Origin of the sequence: Ruegeria sediminis (assembly GCF_005938215.1) — a bacterium.
Lineage (GTDB): Bacteria > Pseudomonadota > Alphaproteobacteria > Rhodobacterales > Rhodobacteraceae > Ruegeria > Ruegeria sediminis.
Genome location: NZ_VCPD01000005.1, coordinates 44,998 through 64,083 on the forward strand (window position 1 = coordinate 44,998; position 19,086 = coordinate 64,083).

Sequence of the window (19,086 nt, forward strand, 5' to 3'; positions counted from 1 at the left end):
GTTTCAATTCGTGAACAGGTAAGTCCCGAACCGTCCAAGGCTGGTTTCACTTGCGAAGTCTCGGGCCGTGACCGTCCGCCCCCGGTCATCCGTGCAGATCGGATAGAAGGACAGGGCGTCGAACAGGGCCTGCATCTGGCCGGCCCGCTCATACGCTTGCAGATAGGGCGCATGGGTCGACAAATAGAGCGCCGGTTTGTGCTCTTTCAGCCAGGGCAGCATGGTCGGCAGGACCGAGTATTCCGCCCCTTCCACGTCCATCTTCACCAGCGACACGTCAACCAGATCGGTTGCCGCGGCGAACTGATCCCAGGCGATCGTCAGTGTATCCGTGCCATGCGTCGCGTCGTTCAGCAGCGAGGTGGTCGAATCCCCCGGTTCGCCCCGCACCGACGCCATGCGCGCCATACCGAACCTGTCCGACAGCGCCACGCCGAAGGCCGAGACGTTGCGGATGCCGTTCAGCTCCAGGTTCCAGGCCAGATGGCGGAAGGCGGTCGGGTCGGGTTCGAAACACCAGACATGCCGGGCCTTGCGGGCGCCATAAAGGACGGTGGGTCCGATCCAGGCGCCGATGTCCAGATAATCGTGGTCGGGCGTCAGGTGCCGGTCGAGAACGGCAAAGGTCTCGGGCTCCCAGTTGCCAGCCGAAGCCTTGCGCCAGAATTTCGAATGGTAGGGATCCAGTCGAAAGCTCTCGCCATTCAGCTGACCCGCATAGTAGCCGCGGGCGCGGTAGAACATCTTGCGCGCTTTGGTCAGCATGGTCCTGCCTCCGGGTTCGTCGATTTCTCGCCTCGACCCTTGACCTGCGGCTGCAGCCAAAGCATTTAGCCATGGGAACGCAACACTTATTTCAACAGGGGGCCAAGATGGCTTTTGAACTTCCAGACCTTCCTTATGCACATGACGCGCTGGCATCCAAGGGCATGTCGGCGGAAACGCTGGAATATCACCACGACCTGCACCACAAGGCCTATGTCGACAACGGCAACAAGCTGATCGCCGGGACCGAGTGGGACGGCAAGTCGCTGGAAGAGATCATCACCGGCACGTACGACAAATCCGCCGTGGCGCAGAACGGGATCTTCAACAACATCAGCCAGCTGTGGAACCACAACCAGTTCTGGGAGATGATGGGGCCGGGCGACAGCAAGATGCCGGGCGAGCTGGAAAAGGCGCTGGTCGAGAATTTCGGCTCGGTTGACGATTTCAAGTCGCAATTCGCCGCTGCCGGCGCCGGCCAGTTCGGTTCGGGCTGGGCGTGGCTGGTCAAGAAGGCCGACGGTTCGCTGGCGGTGACAAAGACCGAGAACGGCGTCAACCCGCTCTGCTTCGGTCAGACCGCACTTCTGGGCTGCGACGTGTGGGAGCATAGCTACTACATCGACTTCCGCAACAAGCGCCCCGCTTACCTGGACAACTTCCTGAACAAGCTGGTGAATTGGGAAAACGTCGCGTCGCGGATGTGATCCATTGACCCGCAGAGGGTTCATCAAGGGCCTGCTGGCGACATTTCTGGCAGGCCTTTTCGTCGCCGCCTACGGGTTCCTCATCGAACCCGCGCTTCGGCTGCGCGTGCGCCGCTGGAGCATCCGGCGCGACGACTGGCCTTCGGATAAGCCGGTCAGGATCGCCGTCCTGACCGACCTGCACGCGGGCGAGCCCTACGTTACCCGCGCGCGCCTCCGCCGCATCGTGGCCCGCACGAACGCGTTGGGCGCCGATCTGATCGTGGTGCTTGGGGATCTGACGTCCAGCCACGGGTTCGCGACCGAGCCCGTACTGGTCAAGGATACAGCTGCCATTCTTGGAAAACTGAGCGCACCTCTGGGCGTTTTTGCCGTTCTGGGCAACCATGACTGGTGGGATGACCCGGCCGCGCAGATGCGGGGCGCGGGGCCGGTCGAAACCGGAACGGCGCTGGAGCAGAACGGCATACCCGTCCTGGAAAATGATGCCCTCGAGTTGCCCAATGGGTTGTGGCTGGCGGGTCTGGGCGATCAGCTTGCCCTGCGGCGAAGCAACGGCCGCCTCATAGGCGTCGACGATCTGCCGGGAACGATGGCAAAGATCCCCGAAGATGCCCCGGCCATCCTTCTTGCGCACGAGCCAGACATCTTTCCAAAAGTGCCGGAACGCGTCGCCCTGACCCTGTCCGGGCACACCCATGGCGGGCAGGTTAGGTGTTTCGGGTATTCGCCGGTAGTGCCTTCGAAATATGGCAACCGTTACGCCTATGGGCATGTTCGGGAAAAGGGGCGTGATCTCGTCGTCTCGGGCGGCATCGGCTGTTCCATCCTGCCGGTCCGCTTCGGCGTGACGCCCGAGATCACGGTGGTCGAGATGTCCGCTTGACCTTGGCACTGCCGAGTGTCAGCGCTGCGCGCGGAGGGCGGTCATGACGCAAGCATTCAGGGGCATTCTCGCCATGGTCGGGGCCTGCACGATCTGGGGCCTTTCTCCGCTGTATTACAAGCTCTTGGCGCACGTGCCGCCGCCCGAGGTCCTGTCGCACCGAACGCTTTGGTCGGTGATCCTGTTTGCCGGCGTCCTGGCGGTTCAGGGGCGGCTGAGCGAAATCGGCACAGCCTTCCGGGGCCGCAGGCAGGTTGGGGTGATCGCGCTGGCCGCGGCGATGATTTCGGTCAACTGGTTCGTCTTTATCCTGTCGGTCCAGATCGGACGGACGACCGAAGCGTCGCTGGGTTACTACATCTTTCCGTTGATGACCGTATTCGTCGGCTGGCTGTGGTTCGGCGAGCGGTTGGGTATCGCGCAATGGGGCGCCGTGGCTCTTGCGCTGGCCGCGGTTCTGGTTCTTACCGTCGGTTTGGGAGTCACCCCCTGGATTTCGCTGATCCTCGCCACGTCCTTTGCCGTCTACGGCGCGCTGAAAAAGGGGCTGGCGCTGGGGCCGGTGGTCTCGGTGACCTGCGAAATCCTGATTTACCTGCCGTTCTGGCTGGTTCTCCTGGCCTGGTATCACGGCAACGGGCAGGGTCATTTCGGTACGGGCTGGCAAACCAGCCTGTTGCTGGTCCTGTCCGGGCCACTGACGGCGGTTCCCCTGATCCTGTTCAGCTATGCGGCACGGCGGGTGCGGTTGTCGACGGTCGGCGTTCTGCAATACATCAATCCGACGCTGCAGTTCTTCTGCGCGGTGCTGGCCTTTGGCGAGCCGTTCACCCTATGGCATCAGATCGCCTTTGCGCTCATCTGGAGCGCCGTGGCGATCTTTTCCTTTGCGGCGCTGTCTCAGGACAGGGCGGCCCGCAGGGCGTCCATCGCGGCATTGGGCGTGTCCGCCCAGATCAGGAATTCCCCCAGCGAAGGATCGGCGAAACCCTGAGAAATCACTTGGTCCAGCAGCGCCCGCAAGGGGTTCCAGTAGCCGTCGACGTTCAGGATCAGGATCGGTTTGTCGTGCAGGCCAAGTTGCCGCCATGTCAGCGCCTCGAACAACTCGTCCAGCGAGCCCGGGCCGCCCGGCAGCACGACCACCGCGTCGGCATTCATGATCATGACCTTCTTGCGCTCGTGCATGGTCTCGGTGATCACGTAGTGGGTCAGATCGGTCTTGCCAACTTCGCGGCGAACCAGATGCACCGGGATCACGCCAAAGGTGACGCCGCCCGCCGCTTGCGCCGCACGCGCGACCTCGCCCATCAGGCCCACGTCGCCGGCGCCGTAAACCAGCCGCCAGCCTTCGCTCGCCAAAAGCTTTCCAAAGGTCCTGGCGGCCTCGGTATAGGCCGGAATTGCGCCATTGCGTGACCCGCAATACACACAGACGGATTTGTGAGGCATGAACAGGGCTTTCCGGGCTTGTGTCAGAACTGTTTTGACCCCTGATAACGGGATTGATAAATTGTCTCAACTGCGTGGTCGAAAAGTCTGCCGCCAGAGCAGGCCGCGATCACGGACTGAAAGGAACGGAATGGCTGCCAAGTCGGGAAGCGGAGGCTTCGGTGCATTTGCGCTAGGTATGGTCGCGGGTGGGATAGCGCTCGTCGGGTTGGCAGGGCTCTATTTTTCGGGGGTCTTTGGTGGCGATCCAACACCCGAACCTGCACCTGCCGAGCAGGCAGCCGCGCCCGAGCCCAAGTCCGAGTCTCAAGATCAGGCCAAAGTAGAGACGCCAGCCGAGGAAACCCCGGCCGGCGAAGATGCGGCTGGCGCCGAAGAAACGGCCCCCGCCGCGGCCGAGTCTGCTGAAACCGACGCCGCGGCGGAGGAGCCTGCGGCTCTGGCCGCTCCGCAACTGGACCAGATCTTTGTCGAAACGGATGGCACCGCTCTGTTGTCCGGAAATGCGACGCCCGGCAGCACGGTCAGGGTGATGCTCGATGGGGCCGAGGTTCACACGTTCAAGGTCGATGGCAGCGGGCAATTCGCCGAGTTCGTGGCACTTCCGTTCAGCAGCACCGCGCGGGGGCTGGTTCTGGAAATCGAGGAACGAGGGCAGATCGCCCGCTCGGACGATTACCTGATCGCCGCCCTGCCGGAACCGGAAGAACAGCCCGAGCAGGTGGCAAGCGCCGAGCCCGCCGCTGAGAGCGGGAGCGATGCTGGAGAGACTGTGAACAGCGAAACGGAAGCCGCCGAAGGCGCCGCCGATGTACCGGCGCAAGCCGGCACGGATAGGACGGCGGGCGCTGTCGATACCCAAGGTCGGCAGGAAACCCCGGACGCTCCGGAGGTCGAGACCACCGAAGAGGCGCAGCCAGAAGCCGCACCGACCGAAGCGGACACCCAGATCGCCGTTCTGCGGTCCGGCGAAAGTGGGGTGGAATTGATCCAGGCCCCGGCGGCGCAGGCCGAGGCCCCTCCTGAACCGGTGGCGCTTGACACCATCGGTTATTCCGACACGGGCGAGGTGCAACTGACCGGGCGCGCGCAGGACGGAGCGGTGGTGCGCCTCTACCTGAACAACCGCCGGGTCATGGATCTGCCATCCGACCAGCAGGGCAAATGGCGCGGCGAGATCGACGGAATCGAGCCCGGCGTCTATACCCTGCGCCTTGACGCGGTGGACGAACAAGGCGAGGTGGTGGGGCGGCTCGAGACGCCATTCAAGCGCGAGCCGATCGAAACGCTGCAACCGCAGCCATCCGCCGATAACGGAGCGGAGGAGCCGCAGCCGGCGATCCGCGCGGTGACCGTGCAGAAGGGCGATACCCTGTGGGCGATCTCGCGCGAGCGCTACGGTGACGGCATCCTGTACGTCAGGGTGTTCGAGGCGAACAAGGATGCGATCCGCGATCCGGATCTCATCTATCCCGGGCAGGTCTTCACCATCCCGGAATGATGTCCGCTCTTGGCCCTTGGGGGCACGAGGTAGATCGGACCGCAGGCAAGGTAATTGATGAGACGTTTGACCCCTTTGCACTCCAACGACCTGCCGCCCGAGGACGAACGCCGCTCGGGCTGGCGCACGATCCGCCGGGTCGCGCCCTATCTTTGGCCAAAGGACGAAACCTGGGTCAAAAAGCGCGTCGTTCTGGCGATGTCCATGCTGGTTCTGGCCAAGCTGATCGCGGTCTACACGCCGATCCTCTACAAGGGCGCGGTCGACAGCCTGGCAGGAGAAGGCGTGCCGCCGCTGGCCCTTGGCGCGGTTGGTCTGACGGTCGCCTATGGCATGGCACGGATGATGACCGTGGGGTTCCAGCAACTCCGCGACGCCCTGTTCGCGCCGGTAGGGCAACGGGCGCTCAGGGCGTTGGCGCTGGAAACCTTCCAGCACATCCACCGCCTGTCGATGCGCTATCACATCACCCGCCGCACCGGCGGCCTGAGCCGCATCATCGAACGCGGCGTCAAGGGCGTGGAATTCCTGCTGCGCTTCCTGCTGTTTTCGATCGGCCCGCTGATCCTGGAACTGCTGATGGTGGCGGTCATCCTGATGTGGCTGTTCGACGTATGGTATCTGGTCGTCGTGGCCGTCACCATCGCGCTATATATCTGGTTCACCTTCGCGGTGACCGAATGGCGCGTGAAGCTGCGCCGCGAGATGAACGATCAGGACACCGAAGCCAACCAGCGCGCCATCGACAGCCTGCTGAACTTCGAAACCGTCAAGTATTTCAACGCGGAAGCGCGCGAAGCTGAACGCTACGACATGTCGATGAAGGCCTATGCCCAGGCCGCGCTGAAGACGGCATATTCGCTGGCCTTCCTCAATTTTGGCCAGTCATTCCTGATCACCTGCGGCCTGATCGGCGTGATGGTCCTGGCCGCCATCGGCGTTCAGGGCGGATCGCTGACCGTCGGCGATTTCGTCATGGTCAACGCCTACATGATCCAGATCACCGTGCCGCTCAACTTCCTAGGCACGGTTTATCGCGAGATCCGCCAGGCGCTGGTGGACATGGGGCAGATGTTTCACCTGCTGGAACAGCCCTCGGAAGTGACGGACAAGCCCGGCGCGCGCCCTCTGCAGGTTTCGGGGGGCGAGGTCAGCCTTGAAGATGTGCATTTCGGCTACGACCCCGACCGCGAGATCCTCAAGGGTATTTCGCTGAACGTGCCGGCAGGGCGGACCGTGGCCATCGTCGGCGCGACCGGTTCGGGCAAGTCCACCATCGGGCGGCTGCTGTTCCGGTTCTACGACGTGACCGGCGGTTCGCTGAAGATCGACGGACAGGACGTGCGCGACGTGACCCAGACCAGTCTGCACGCGGCCATCGGCGTGGTTCCGCAGGACACGGTGCTGTTCAACGACACCATCCGTTACAACATCGCCTATGGGCGCGAAGGCGCGACGCAGGCCGAGATCGAAGCCGCCGCCCGCGCGGCGCAGATCCACGATTTCATTGCTTCGCTGCCCGAAGGCTACGACACCAAGGTGGGCGAGCGCGGGCTGAAACTGTCGGGTGGCGAAAAACAGCGCGTGGGCATCGCCCGCACCTTGCTGAAAAACCCGCCGATCCTGCTGCTGGACGAGGCTACCTCGGCGCTTGATACCGAGACCGAGCAGGAGATCAAGGATGCGCTGGCCCGCGCGGGCGAGGGGCGCACGGTGATCACCATCGCCCACCGCCTCAGCACCATCGCCGAAGCCGACCGGATCGTGGTGCTGGAGCGCGGCGAGATCGTCGAGCAGGGTACCCATGACGAGTTGCTGACCCGTGACGGGCGCTACGCGCAACTCTGGAGCCGTCAGCAGGCGGACGCCGAGGCGGCTTGACCGCCGGGAGCCCGTCTCAGCCTTGTTGTGATTGCGGATTTACGGCTAGCTTGGGTCCGAGCATTGACTTTTGAGGGGCTCGGGATGTTCAAACTGCTTCGTTTTCTCCTGATCTCGGCGGTCGTTCTGGTTGTGGCGAGCTTCGGGTTTCGATTTCTCTATCCCGTGCCGTCGAACGATGCCGCACCCGCGACCACCGCCGTTCCTGCCAGCACCGAGACGACGCTGGGCCGGATCGTTCTGCCGCTGGTCGAACAGAACCTGGGGCGCTCGGGCATCACCCGGCTTCAGGACGGGCACAGTTCCTTTGCTGCGCGCATTCAACTGGCGGATCTGGCGGAGCAGAGCATCGACGCGCGTTACTACATCTGGCAGAAGGACCTCACTGGCCTTCTGCTGCTCGACGCACTGAAACGCGCCGCCGACCGCGGGGTGCGCGTGCGCATTTTGCTGGACGACAACGGGACGCCTGATCTGGACCCCGAGCTTGCCGAGTTGGACGCCCATCCCAACATCGAGGTGCGGCTCTTCAATCCGTTCATGCTCAGATCGCCGAGAATGATCTCTTACGTACTGGATTTCAGCCGGCTGAACCGGCGCATGCACAACAAGAGCTTCACGGTGGACGGTGTCGCCACCGTCGTTGGCGGGCGCAACATCGGCAACATCTACTTTGCCCGAGATTTGGAGGTCAATTATTTCGATCTCGACGTGGTCGCGCTGGGCGAAGCGGCCCGCGCCGTGTCCGAGGATTTCGACCTCTATTGGGCCAGCCCGTCATCGGTCCCGGTGTCACTGGTGCTGCCGCAGCAGCCGGCCGAGCGGAGCATCCTGGAACGTTCCGTCGCGAAGGTTCTGGCCCTGCCGGGAGGAGAACCCTATGCCAGCGCGGTAAGGGACTTGCCGCTGAAAAACGAGCTTCTGGACAATGCGCGAGCATTTGAATGGGTCGAGATGGACCTGGTCAGCGATGATCCAGGCAAAGGTCTGGCCAAAGCGTCCGAAGAGGATTTCATGATTTCCCGGCTGCTGAAACTGATCGAGCGGCCGGACAGCGAGATCATGCTGGTCTCGGCCTATTTCGTCCCGGGAGACCGCCTGACCGACATTCTGTCGAACTGGGCGCGTGAGGGATTGCGCGTCGCGACGCTGACCAATGCGCAGGAGGCGACGGATGTGCTGCCGGTTCATTCGGGTTACCGGCAGTACCGCGACAAGCTGCTGGATGCCGGGGTCGAGGTCCATGAACTCAAGTCGGATCAGGTGAAACCCGACCTGTTGCAGCAATTCGGTCTGGTCGGATCCGAGAATACCAGTCTGCACGCAAAGACCTTCATCATCGACAGGCAGTATCTGTTCGTGGGATCTTTCAACTTCGACCCCAGGTCTGCTTCCTTGAACACCGAAATGGGTTTCCTGGTCCGCAGCCCCGATCTTGCCCAAGAACTCATGGGTGATTTCGACAGCAACCTGGCCGCGCGGGCCTATCGCGTCGTGTACGACGACAACGGGAACATGGTCTGGCGCGAAACCCTGGCGGATGGCAGCGAGCGTCTATACGTCGAGGAACCGAATACCAGCGGCATGAGCCGGACGTTGGTCCGGGTCATGGGCTGGCTACCAATCCAGTGGATGCTGTAGCTATTCGGCAGCTCGCAGCGGTTTGGTCGGCGGCATGTCGCCGTCGGCATCCTCGGGTGCCCGGCTTTCGCCGCCATCGACCGGCTGGAGCGTATCCTCGGTCCAGATGATCTCGGTCGCGTGCAGGTTGCGCGCGGTCCGGCCAAGCGCCATGTCGCGCGCGATGCGGCTGGAGCGGCCCGCGGTCAGTCGGGCGAGCAACCGGCCCAACCAGACCATGTAGGTCGAGAACCAGACGCGCAGGGCCAGGAACGAGGGGGTCACGATCAGGGTCAGCACCGTCGCGATGCCAAGTCCGAACACCACGGCCGTCGCCAGCTGTTTCCACCACAGCGCAGTGGGGCTGTCGATGGAATAGCCGCCGCCTATGAAATCGAGCGACAGGCCGAACATCATCGGCGTCAGGCCCGCCATCGTGGTCAGCGTGGTCAGAAGCACCGGGCGGATGCGTGCCTCGGCGGTGCGCACGATGGCCTCGATCCTCGGCATGTAGCCGCTGTACTCCTGATAGGTGTCGATCAGCACGATGTTGTTGTTCACCACGATCCCGGCCAGAGCCACGATGCCGGTGCCGGTCATGATGATCGAGAAGGGCTGGTCCATCACCATCATCCCGATAAGGACGCCTGTCGTCGACAGGACGACGGCCAGCAGAACCAGAACCGAGTTGTAGAACGAGTTGAACTGCGCCAGCAGGATCACGAACATCAGCCCCAGCGCGGCGAGGAACGCCTTGGACAGGAACTCCTGGCTTTCGGCCTGATCTTCCTGGTCGCCGGTCCATTCCCAGCTTACGCTTGCGGGCAGGGGGTCGGTGTTCAGCCATTCGGTCAGAACGGCGATCCGTTCGTTCGGATTGACCGGCGCGAACCTGGCCTCGCCCGCGGCTATGGCGGCGCGCAGGTCCTCGACATTGTCCGCCTCGGTCAGTTGGACCAGTTCAAAGGGCTTGCCGTCGGCCCTTTCGACGATTTCGCCTTGGGCAGACGCGCCATCGGCGGCCTCGCGAACCAGCGCCAGCCGCGATTCGGTTCCGTTTTCGTCGGTCGTCACGATCTTGGTCAGGCCGGGTTCGACATCCGCCTTGACGTCATAGTACCGTTCCTGGTCGACGCGGTTGATCTGCGCCAGCTTTTTCACCGGCGTTCGGGTCACGAAATTCGACAGCGGCACCAGCCCTTCCGGCGTGCGCACCTTGAGCGTGTCGAGCGTTGACAGCACCCGGTCCTGTTCGGGCAGGCGTACGCGGATGTCGATTTCCTCGTCGTTGCCTTCGGGGCGCATTTCGCCCAGCAGGATGCCGCGAGTCACCAGTTGCACCATCGCGCCCACTGTCGCCACGTCGGCGCCGAACCGGCCGGCCTTGGCCACGTCCACGTCGATCTGCCAGTCGATGCCGGGCAGGGGCAAGCTGTCTTCGATCCGGATCAGCCCCGGGGTCGCGTCGAAGGTTGCCCGCGCAGCTTCGGTCGCCGTGGTCAGGTCGTCCCAGCTGTCACCCTTGATCCGCAAATGCACAGGTTTGGCCGAGGCGGGGCCGCGCCCCAGCACTTCGATCTCGACTTCGAACCCGGGAAGCTTTGCCAGTGCCGCGTTCAACTGTTCGATGACCGCATCGCCGTCATAGTCGGGGGCGACCACCTCGCGCGAGAATCGCCCGCCAGCAACGGGCTGCGACACCTTGGGCCTGTCCTCCCACGGGATGATCTCGAACTGGACCCGGCCAACCGTGTCTGCCGGGGCCTGCGAGCCGCCGGTATTCTGGTTCAGCCCGCCCTGGCCGGCGAAGGCGAAGACGTTGGTGATTGCGTGGTGCGATCCGATGACCTCTTCTGCCGCGCGCACCATCGCGTCCTTTTCCGCCAGCGACAGGTTGCCCCGCGCCCGGACATAGGCGGTGGCCTGTTCAGGCTCGCTTTCGACAAAGAACTCCACGCCGCGTGTTTTCTCGGGGAAAATGACAAAGGCGACCTGGTAGACCGCGAAGAACACCGCGAAGATGGACACGATCGGCATGATCGGGTTGCCGGCGATGAACTGGATGAAGCGGCCGAACAGCGTGTGTTCCTTGGCGGTGTGGATGCGGTCGTCGGCGAACTCGATCCGCGCCGCGCCCAGCGTCACCGAGCCGGCAAACGCGCCGGACAGGAAGATCAGAGCGCCCAGGGCCGTCCCGCCCGGCGCACCTTGGGGCAGCAGGTAATGCGGGTTCAGCAACTGCATGGCGCCGAGGAAGATCATGTAGAGGGCAGGGGGCACCAGTAGGGCGCGCAGCCACCACGGCGTCCGCGCGCGCAGCCAATTCGAGGCGCGGTCGAAAACCCGGCTGAGGCGGCCCGAGACGCCGCCCATCACCGGCAGGTAGATCAACGCAACCACCAGCGAGGCGGACAGAACGAAGATCAGCGTGACAGGCAGCATCCCCATGAACTCGCCCGGCACGCCGGGCCAGAACAGCATCGGCAGGAAAGCGCAGAGCGTCGTCGCGGTGGAGGATACGATAGGCCAGAACATCCGGTGCGCCGCCTCGACATAGGCGTGCATGGGGCCGACGCCTTCCTTGATGCGCTTGTCGGCATATTCCACCACAACGATCGCACCATCGACCAGCATCCCCACGGCAAGGATGAGGCCGAACATCACGATGTTCGAGATGCTGACACCCATCGCGGCGAGAAAGGCAAAGCACAGCAGGAAGGATGTCGGAATGGCAAAGCCCACCAGCAACGCCGCGCGGGAACCCAGCGAAGCAAGAACCACGATCATCACCAGCGCGATTGCGGTCAGCACCGATCCCTCAAGCTGGCTGACCATGGAACCGACGACGCGGCTCTGGTCGTTCGAGGTGCCCACTTCGACGGCGGCCCGCAGCTCCGGCGGCCATTTCTTCTGGGCCTCGGCGAGGGTTTGTTTCACCGTTTCGACGGTGTCGATCAGGTTGTAGCCCTTGCGCTTGACCACCTGCAGGGCGACGGTAGATTCGCCATCGAAACGCGCCGTGCCTTCGCGGTCTTCGAAGGTGTAGTTGATGACCGCCAGCTCCCCCAGCGTGACCACCCGGTCGCCATTTACCTTGACCGGCAGGTCGTAGACATCCCGCGCCGTCTTGAACGAGGACGGGATCTTGACCGAGAACGTCCCCTGCTCGGTCTCGACCTCGCCCGCCGCGATCAGCTGGTTGTTGTTCTGGACGACATTGATGAGTTCCGCCGCGGTGACGTTGTAAGCCTCGAGCCGCAGCGGGTCGATCACCACCTCGAGCATCTCGTCGCGGTTCCCGGCGATCCCGGCCTCGAGCACCGCGTCCAGGGCTTCCAGATCGTCCTGCAAGTCCTTGGCGATGCGCGCCATCGTCCGTTCCGGCACCGCGCCCGTCAGGTTGACGATGACGATCGGGAATTCGGAGAAATTGAACTCGCTCAGCGTGTATTGCTCGGCCCCATCCGGGAATTCGGCCTGGGCGCTGTTCATCGCGTCGCGCACGTCGGCGGTGATCGCGTTCTTGTCCCATCCGAACTCGAACTCAAGCGCAACACCGGCATAGTTCTCGGCCGCGGTCGCGGTCATCTTCTTTAGGCCGTCGAGATCGGCCAGTTCGGTCTCCATCGGCTTGATCAGCAGGTTTTCACTGTCTTCCGCCGAGATGCCCGGGAACTGGACCGACACGAACAGCGCCGGAATCTCAATGTCTGGCTCGCCTTCCTTCGGCAGGCTCACATAGGCGAATCCGCCGACCACGATCGAGATCGCGATGAAGGCCAGAACCATTCGGGCCCGAGAGGCGGCCCAGTCGACGATGCCGGTCATTGGGACGCCTCGCGGTAGGTCGGCGCGACCGTCACGCCCTTGGTGACGAATTCCTGCCCCACGACGATCACGTCAACCGTTTCGGGCAGACCGCCGATCCAGACGCCGTGCGGCGCATCGCGCAGCAGGCGTACTGGCATGAAATCGACCACGTTGCCTTCGCCGACGATGCGGACGCCCAACTGCCCTTCATTGTTCAGCGTGAGTGCGGATTGCGGCAACAGATGCGCCTTGGCGCCTTCAGCCGAGATCGCGATGGTCGCGGTCTGGCCGTCGCGGATCTGAAGATCCGGGTTGGGAACGGTGACTTCCACTTCGAAGGTGCGGGTGGTCTCGTCCGCAGAGCGGCTGATGAAGGTCACCTGGCCCTGGACCTGAAGCCCCGTGACCAGTTCGGCCTGCGCCAGAGCGCCCGGGCTGACCCGGTTGACCTCGGTCTCGGGCACGAACCCAACCAGCTTGATCGGGTCAAGCTGGATCACCGTGGCGCAGAGCGAGCCCGCTTCACGTTGCATCAGGCTTCCCAACTCGGCCGTGTCGCTTTCCAGAAGCCCGTCGAACGGCGCCTCGATGGTCAGGCGATCCATCTCGCGCTGGGCGACGGCCACGGCTGCCGTAGCGGCTTCGATACCGGCGCGGGTGGTTTCCAGCCCGGCCTCGGCCGATTTGATGCCCGCCTCGGCGGCCCGCATGGCGGCTTCGGTCGAGATGCGGCGCGTTTCCGAAGCATAGCCGGTTTCCGACAGCTTCTGGGCAGCGGTGAAGTTGATCTCGGCTTCGGCAAGCCGAGCCAGCGCCTCATCCAGCTTTGCCTGCGCCTCGGGCATCCGGCTTTCAGCCTCTACCTTGAGCGCCCTGGCTTCGGCCAGGCTGGCGGGGCGGGTGCCCGGATCCAGTTCGCAAAGCACTTCGCCGGCCTTGACGAAGGCGCCTTTGCGCTTGGGTTCGGAAATCACGGTCGAGGTGGTTTCCGCGCGGACTTCGACCTGACGGTTCGCCTTGGTCTGACCCCGCAGCACGACGGCGCTGTTGATCTCGCGCGCCGTGGACCGAAGTGCGACGACGCCAACCGCCTTCGCCGTCGCCTCGGCGACGGCTTCGTCCGTGGCCTGTGTTGCCTGGTCATTTTGCGCTGCGGCGGCCTCGTTCTTGGCGAAAACCAGCAACGCCTCGCGTTCGAATACCAGCAAATACAATGCGGTCGTCACCAGAAGGGCGGTGATGAAGGGGATCAATCGCATCCTGTGCCTTTCCCAGAACCGTTCCGTGCAAACAGAAATATGTACATGCCCTCAGATGGGGCTGGTTCTGTGTCTTGTCCACTCTAAACTGACCAGTTCAGATTATTTTTTTTCTCCTGACTGTGCAAGCAGGTCGAAAATGACCGGATCGGGGCACTTGGCTTGCCGCATGGGGCGGGGTATGACAGGCCGACTTTTGGATAACAGCACCCGGGGGCAGGGATGAGCGACGTTGACAGTTTCATCGATGAGGTGACCGAAGAGGTTCGCCGTGATCGTCTGTACCTGCTGCTGCGCCGTTGGGGCTGGGTGGGCGTTCTGCTGGTGATCATCGTTGTCGGCGGCGCGGCCTACAACGAATACCGCAAGGCGACGGCGACGGCCTCGGCCGAATCCTTGGGCGATCAGATCATCGCCGCGCTGGCCGAGAATGACGCCGAGGGGCGCGCGACGCGATTGGCGGAAATCCAGTCCGAATCCGCCGGTGGCGATGCGGTCGTACAGATGCTGCTTTCCTCGGCCGCGTCCAATACGGGTACAACCGATGCCGCGGTTGAAGGATTGAACCGTATCGCGGCCGATGGCGAGTTGCCCGAGATCTATCGCCAGATCGCGGCGTTCAAGGGCCTTCTGATGCAAGGCGACAGTCTGCCCGTCGCCGACCGACGCCAGCAATTCGAGGCCCTGGCCAACCCGGGCGCGCCGCTGCGCCTGTTGGCCGAAGAGCAACTCGCCCTGATCGACATTGAGGAAGGCAAAGTTGACGCAGCGTTGACCCGTCTCGAGGCGGTCAGACAGGACGCCGAGGCGAGCGTGGACTTGCAACAGCGCGCCACTCAGTTGATTGTGGCGCTGGGCGGAAAACCGGAGCCTCTTTCCGGTCAACAGGGCTGAGCCCGGTTCGCGCGGACGGCAATCACACGACAGGCGAGTTCAAGATACCATGGTAACAAAGAGTTTTTTCCGCTACGGGCTGCCGCTGATGGCTGCAGCGTTGATCACCCTGACCGCCTGCACCGAACGTGAAGAGATATTGCCCGGCGAACGCGAGGACATCCGGCCTTCGTCCGAGGGCGCAACTGTCGAGACTTCGGGCTCCAGGCCCATCCGACTGCCGTCGCAGCAGGCCAATGCAAGCTGGGCGCAAAGCCCGGGCACACCGGCCTTCCGCACGTCGAATGCGGCCCTTCGGGCCTCGCCTCAGCGAATCTGGTCGGTGCCGATCGGCAGCGGTGACGCGCGCAAACAGCGGATCACCGCCGATCCCGTGGTGGCCGGCGGGCTGGTCTATACCCTCGATTCCGGCGCCACGGTGACCGCAGTCACGCCGCAGGGCGGCGTGGTCTGGCGCACCAACCTGATTCCTTCGGGCGAAAACGAAAAAGCCGCCACTGGCGGCGGCTTGGCCTATGATGGCGGCGTTCTTTACGTGTCGTCAGGCTTCGGTCGCCTGACCGCCCTGGACGCCCGGACCGGCGGGGTTCGCTGGCGCCAAAAGCTGAATGCGACCGGCAGCGGGATGCCAACCATCCGCGACGGCCTGCTGTACCTCGTGGCCGGGGATCAGACCGGCTGGGCCGTCAGCACCAAGGACGGGCGCATTCAGTGGCAGATCGAGGGCACGCCCAGCGTCGGCAACGTTCTCGGCGCGCCGGCCCCGGCCCTGACCTCGGACCTGGTGATCTTTGCATTCGGCTCGGGCGATGTGACGGCAAGCTTCCGGCGCGGCGGCATCCGCCGCTGGAACGCCTCGGTCTCGGGTGGCCGCAAAGGGCGCGCCGCGGCGCAGATCATCGACGTGACCGGCGCTCCGATGATCTCGGGCAACACGGTCTATATCGGCAACCATTCCGGCCGAACCGTTGCCTACAAGGCCGACTCGGGCGAGCGGACCTGGACCGCGGACGAAGGTTCCCTGGGCCCGGTATGGCCGGTCGGAGACAGCGTCTTTCTTGTCAGCGACCGCAACCAGCTGATCCGGCTGAACGCCGCGGACGGCTCGCTTGTCTGGGCCAAGGATCTGCCCGGGTTCGTCAAGGACAAGCCCAGAAGACGCGGCCCGATCGTCGCCCATTATGGCCCGATCATGGCCGGCGGGCGCTTGGTCGTGGCTTCGAACGACGGGTACCTGCGGTTCTTCAGCCCGGTGGACGGTACGTTGGTGCATCTTGCCGAAGTGCCCGGCGGGGCCACGACCGCGCCCGTGGTGGCAGGCCAGACGCTGTATGTGGTCTCGGCCAAGGGTGATTTGCACGCTTTCCGTTGACGCCCGGACGCGCTATAGGGCGCGTCTGAGTTTTGAAAGTTGAGTGACATGTCTCTTACCCTCGCCATCGTGGGGCGCCCGAACGTGGGCAAATCCACCCTGTTCAACCGCCTCGTCGGCAAACGCCTGGCTCTGGTCGACGACCAGCCCGGCGTGACGCGCGACCTGCGCGAGGGCGAGGCGCGGCTGGGCGATCTCCGGTTCACCGTGATCGACACGGCCGGGTTGGAGGATGCCACCGACGACAGCCTGCAGGGCCGGATGCGTCGGCTGACCGAGCGGGCGGTGGACATGGCCGATGTCTGCCTGTTCCTGATCGACGCTCGGGCGGGGATCACGCCCGTGGACGAAATGTTCGCCGAGATCCTGCGCAAACGCTCGGAACATGTGATCCTCGCCGCCAACAAGGCCGAAGGCGCCGCGGCGGATGCCGGGGTGCTGGAAGCCTACGGCCTGGGCTTGGGCGAACCGATCCGACTGTCCGGCGAGCATGGCGAGGGGATGGCCGATCTTTATGCCGCGCTCATGCCGATCGCCGATGCGATGGCTGAAGAGGCTGCCGAAGTGGAAGTAGTGGAAGCACCCGCGACGGATGTCGAACTGCCGGAAGACGAGGACGGGGAGTTTGAAGCCGCAGCGATTACCGCGGCGAAACCGTTGCAGGTGGCGGTCGTCGGACGTCCCAACGCGGGCAAGTCCACTCTCATCAACAAGATCCTCGGCGAGGAGCGCCTGCTGACCGGCCCCGAGGCGGGTATTACACGCGACGCGATCAGCCTAAGCATCGACTGGGGCGGCACGCCCATGCGCATCTTCGACACCGCAGGTATGCGCAAGAAGGCGAAGGTGCAGGAAAAGCTTGAAAAGCTCTCGGTGTCGGACGGTTTGCGGGCGGTGAAATTCGCCGAAGTCGTGGTCGTCCTGCTGGACGCCGCCATCCCCTTCGAACAGCAGGATCTGCGGATCGCCGACCTGGCCGAGCGCGAAGGCCGCGCCGTCGTGGTCGCGGTCAACAAATGGGACGTGGAAGAGCACAGGCAGGAGAAGCTGCGCGAGCTCAAGGAGGCTTTCGAACGCCTGTTGCCACAGCTGCGGGGCGCCCCGCTGGTGACGGTATCGGCAAAGACGGGCAGGGGCCTTGACCGCCTGCACGACGCCATCCTGCGGGCCCATGACGTATGGAACCGCCGGGTACCGACCGCCGCGCTGAACCGGTGGCTCACAGGCATGCTGGAGCAGCATCCGCCGCCGGCGCCGCAGGGCAAGCGGATCAAGCTGCGCTACATGACCCAGGCCAAGACCCGGCCGCCCGGCTTCGTCGTCATGTGCTCGCATCCGGACAAGATGCCGGCCAGCTATTCGCGCTATCTGGTCAACGGCCTGCGCGAGGATTTCGACATGCCCGGCACTCCGATCCGGCTGACCCTGCGCGGGCAGGGTGACAAGAACCCCTACAAGGGACGGCGCAAGAAGAACGCAGGCGCGCTGGCCAAGCACCTCAAAGGCAAGGGGTAACCTCGTCAATTCGCGGAATTTTTGCGAGCAGGGCGTGACATTGCCCTGCTCATGGCGTTAGCATTCGCCTGCGCGACGGTTCATGCGCGGGCGGCTTGTTCCGGGACGAGCCGCGCCTATCTTGCAACGAAGTTTGACCGGGCCATCGTGAGGGCGGGCGGCATGGATCTGAGGGCATATACACGACAATACGCGGTGCAGGACAACCGGCGCGCCGCTTTCAGCTACTTCGGAACCTTCGCCGTCTACTTTACGGCGCTGTGGCTGGCGACCACCCATGTGGACAAGTGGTACGTATTGATCCCCGCCGGGGTTGTGTTCGCCTTTTGCGCCGTGCGCCTCTACGTGTTGCAGCACGATTGCGGGCATCACTCGCTGTTCGAGACCCGGCAGCAGAACGAATGGGCAGGCCATGTGCTGTCGCCCTTCACTTTCGCGCCGTTCGAGGTGATGAAGCAGAACCACAACCTGCACCATGCGGGAGTCGGCAATCTGGAGCATCGCGAAACCGGCGAGATCCATACCATGACCTTGCGGGAATGGCACAAGGCGGACTGGAAGACACGCCTGATCTACCGCATGTATCGCAATCCGTTCTTCCTGGTGCCGATCGGGGCGCTGTTCACCTATTTCATCCGCTACCGATGGCCGAAGAACACAACCCGCTTCGGGGCCAAAGGGGTGCTGCTGCACAACCTGTCGATCGTGGTGATGCTTTGGCTCCTCTATCTCGTTGCGGGGACCACCGGCGTTCTGGTCTGGATCGGGTTTTCCTTCCTCGGCGGCATGATCGGAGTGTTCCTCGTCTATCTGCAGCACAATTTCGAGGATACCTACTGGGACCGCCGCCCGGATCTTGACCCGCAACTGGCAGCCTTGCAGGGCTCTTCGGCCCTGGATTTCGGCTGGTGGTTCGACGCGGCGGTGGCCTGCATCACGCTGCATGACATTCACCATTTCAACGCGCGGATCCCCTCGTACCGGCTTCGGGCGTGCCATTACAACCTGCCGCCCGAATACACTCCGCGCCGCATTAAGTTCCCCGAGGCGGTGGCCGCCTTGAATCTCAAGCTGTGGGACGAAGACGCGAAGCGGCTGGTCCCGTTTCCGAGAGAAGTTCGGAACCCCAACCTGGCCCAAACCGGCTGAAGCCGTCTGCACGGCGCGGGGGCCTCGGGTCGCCAGCTGAAGGTACGTGGTGCCTGCCCAAAAAAACGTGAAACTGAACGAGAGACAAGGAAAGGTCCGGAAATGAAACCAGTCACGGATGTGCGCGGAGTAGGAAAGGCGCTGGGAGAGGTTCTGATCGCCCACGGGTACAAGACAGCGGCCGACCTGGCCGGCGCGACACCTGAACAACTGGTTAAGGTTCCCCGCATCGGAACGGCCCGCGCACCTGTCCTGATCGCGGCCGCGAAGGAACT

The 19,086-nt window shown here is 63.7% G+C and carries 14 protein-coding genes and 1 pseudogene; 11 read left to right on the forward strand and 4 right to left on the reverse strand.

Annotated elements, in window-relative coordinates:
- Window positions 1-3: 3 nt before the first annotated feature.
- The gene (locus FGK63_RS14425) at window positions 4-765 is read right to left on the reverse strand and encodes an FkbM family methyltransferase (protein WP_138843475.1); all 762 of its coding nucleotides are present in this window, start codon (window positions 763-765) and stop codon (window positions 4-6) included.
- Window positions 766-872: 107 nt separating this feature from the next.
- Between FGK63_RS14425 and FGK63_RS14430 the strand changes: the two genes are divergently transcribed.
- From FGK63_RS14430 to rarD, 3 genes are read left to right on the forward strand one after another with little or no spacing between them, the layout of a single operon-like run.
- Window positions 873-1,472 (forward strand): superoxide dismutase, encoded by a 600-nt coding sequence (locus FGK63_RS14430; RefSeq protein ID WP_138843477.1) that lies wholly within the window; start codon window positions 873-875, stop codon window positions 1,470-1,472.
- 4 nt (window positions 1,473-1,476) lie between these two features.
- Window positions 1,477-2,358 (forward strand): metallophosphoesterase, encoded by an 882-nt coding sequence (locus tag FGK63_RS14435; protein WP_138843479.1) that lies wholly within the window; start codon window positions 1,477-1,479, stop codon window positions 2,356-2,358.
- A gap of 43 nt (window positions 2,359-2,401) precedes the next feature.
- A complete protein-coding gene (rarD, locus tag FGK63_RS14440; RefSeq protein WP_138843481.1) occupies window positions 2,402-3,352 on the forward strand; it encodes an EamA family transporter RarD in 951 nt (316 codons plus the stop codon).
- On the opposite strand, the gene FGK63_RS14445 is transcribed toward rarD, so the two are convergent.
- Window positions 3,259-3,810 carry an LOG family protein gene (locus tag FGK63_RS14445; RefSeq protein ID WP_138843483.1) on the reverse strand — a complete coding sequence of 184 codons (552 nt, stop codon included), beginning with the start codon at window positions 3,808-3,810 and terminating at the stop codon, window positions 3,259-3,261. The genes rarD and FGK63_RS14445 overlap by 94 nt on opposite strands.
- A gap of 178 nt (window positions 3,811-3,988) precedes the next feature.
- Between FGK63_RS14445 and FGK63_RS14450 the strand changes: the two genes are divergently transcribed.
- The 3 genes from FGK63_RS14450 to FGK63_RS14460 all read left to right on the forward strand — a co-directional run bounded on the left by FGK63_RS14450 (window position 3,989) and on the right by FGK63_RS14460 (window position 8,833).
- Window positions 3,989-5,311, forward strand: a complete 1,323-nt coding sequence (locus FGK63_RS14450; RefSeq protein ID WP_246044038.1) for a LysM peptidoglycan-binding domain-containing protein — start codon at window positions 3,989-3,991, stop codon at window positions 5,309-5,311.
- A 57-nt stretch (window positions 5,312-5,368) separates the two neighbouring features.
- Window positions 5,369-7,192, forward strand: coding sequence for an ABCB family ABC transporter ATP-binding protein/permease (locus FGK63_RS14455; RefSeq protein WP_138843486.1), 1,824 nt, complete (start codon window positions 5,369-5,371; stop codon window positions 7,190-7,192).
- A gap of 84 nt (window positions 7,193-7,276) precedes the next feature.
- Window positions 7,277-8,833: a phospholipase D family protein gene (locus FGK63_RS14460; RefSeq protein WP_138843488.1), complete on the forward strand. Its 1,557-nt coding sequence runs from the start codon at window positions 7,277-7,279 to the stop codon at window positions 8,831-8,833.
- Here the strand turns inward: FGK63_RS14460 and FGK63_RS14465 are convergent, their stop codons facing one another.
- Both FGK63_RS14465 and FGK63_RS14470 read right to left on the reverse strand, forming a co-directional pair.
- Window positions 8,834-12,640: an efflux RND transporter permease subunit gene (locus tag FGK63_RS14465; protein WP_138843490.1), complete on the reverse strand. Its 3,807-nt coding sequence runs from the start codon at window positions 12,638-12,640 to the stop codon at window positions 8,834-8,836.
- Complete coding sequence (locus FGK63_RS14470) at window positions 12,637-13,881, reverse strand: efflux RND transporter periplasmic adaptor subunit (RefSeq protein ID WP_138843492.1); 1,245 nt, start codon at window positions 13,879-13,881, stop codon at window positions 12,637-12,639. Before FGK63_RS14470 ends, FGK63_RS14465 begins: the two co-directional genes overlap by 4 nt.
- 222 nt (window positions 13,882-14,103) lie before the next feature.
- Between FGK63_RS14470 and FGK63_RS14475 the strand changes: the two genes are divergently transcribed.
- The 5 genes and pseudogenes from FGK63_RS14475 to FGK63_RS21230 all read left to right on the forward strand — a co-directional run.
- Window positions 14,104-14,775, forward strand: coding sequence for a hypothetical protein (locus tag FGK63_RS14475; RefSeq protein ID WP_138843494.1), 672 nt, complete (start codon window positions 14,104-14,106; stop codon window positions 14,773-14,775).
- A 49-nt stretch (window positions 14,776-14,824) separates the two neighbouring features.
- A complete protein-coding gene (locus FGK63_RS14480) occupies window positions 14,825-16,147 on the forward strand; it encodes a PQQ-like beta-propeller repeat protein (RefSeq protein ID WP_138843496.1) in 1,323 nt (440 codons plus the stop codon).
- Window positions 16,148-16,195: 48 nt separating this feature from the next.
- Window positions 16,196-17,662 carry a ribosome biogenesis GTPase Der gene (gene der / locus FGK63_RS14485; RefSeq protein ID WP_138843498.1) on the forward strand — a complete coding sequence of 489 codons (1,467 nt, stop codon included), beginning with the start codon at window positions 16,196-16,198 and terminating at the stop codon, window positions 17,660-17,662.
- A gap of 162 nt (window positions 17,663-17,824) precedes the next feature.
- Entirely contained in the window at window positions 17,825-18,811 is a 987-nt protein-coding gene (locus FGK63_RS14490) for a fatty acid desaturase (protein ID WP_138843500.1), read from the forward strand.
- Window positions 18,812-18,913: 102 nt separating this feature from the next.
- Window positions 18,914-19,072 (forward strand): annotated as a pseudogene (locus tag FGK63_RS21230) (helix-hairpin-helix domain-containing protein); the annotation flags it as partial.
- Window positions 19,073-19,086: the final 14 nt, after the last annotated feature.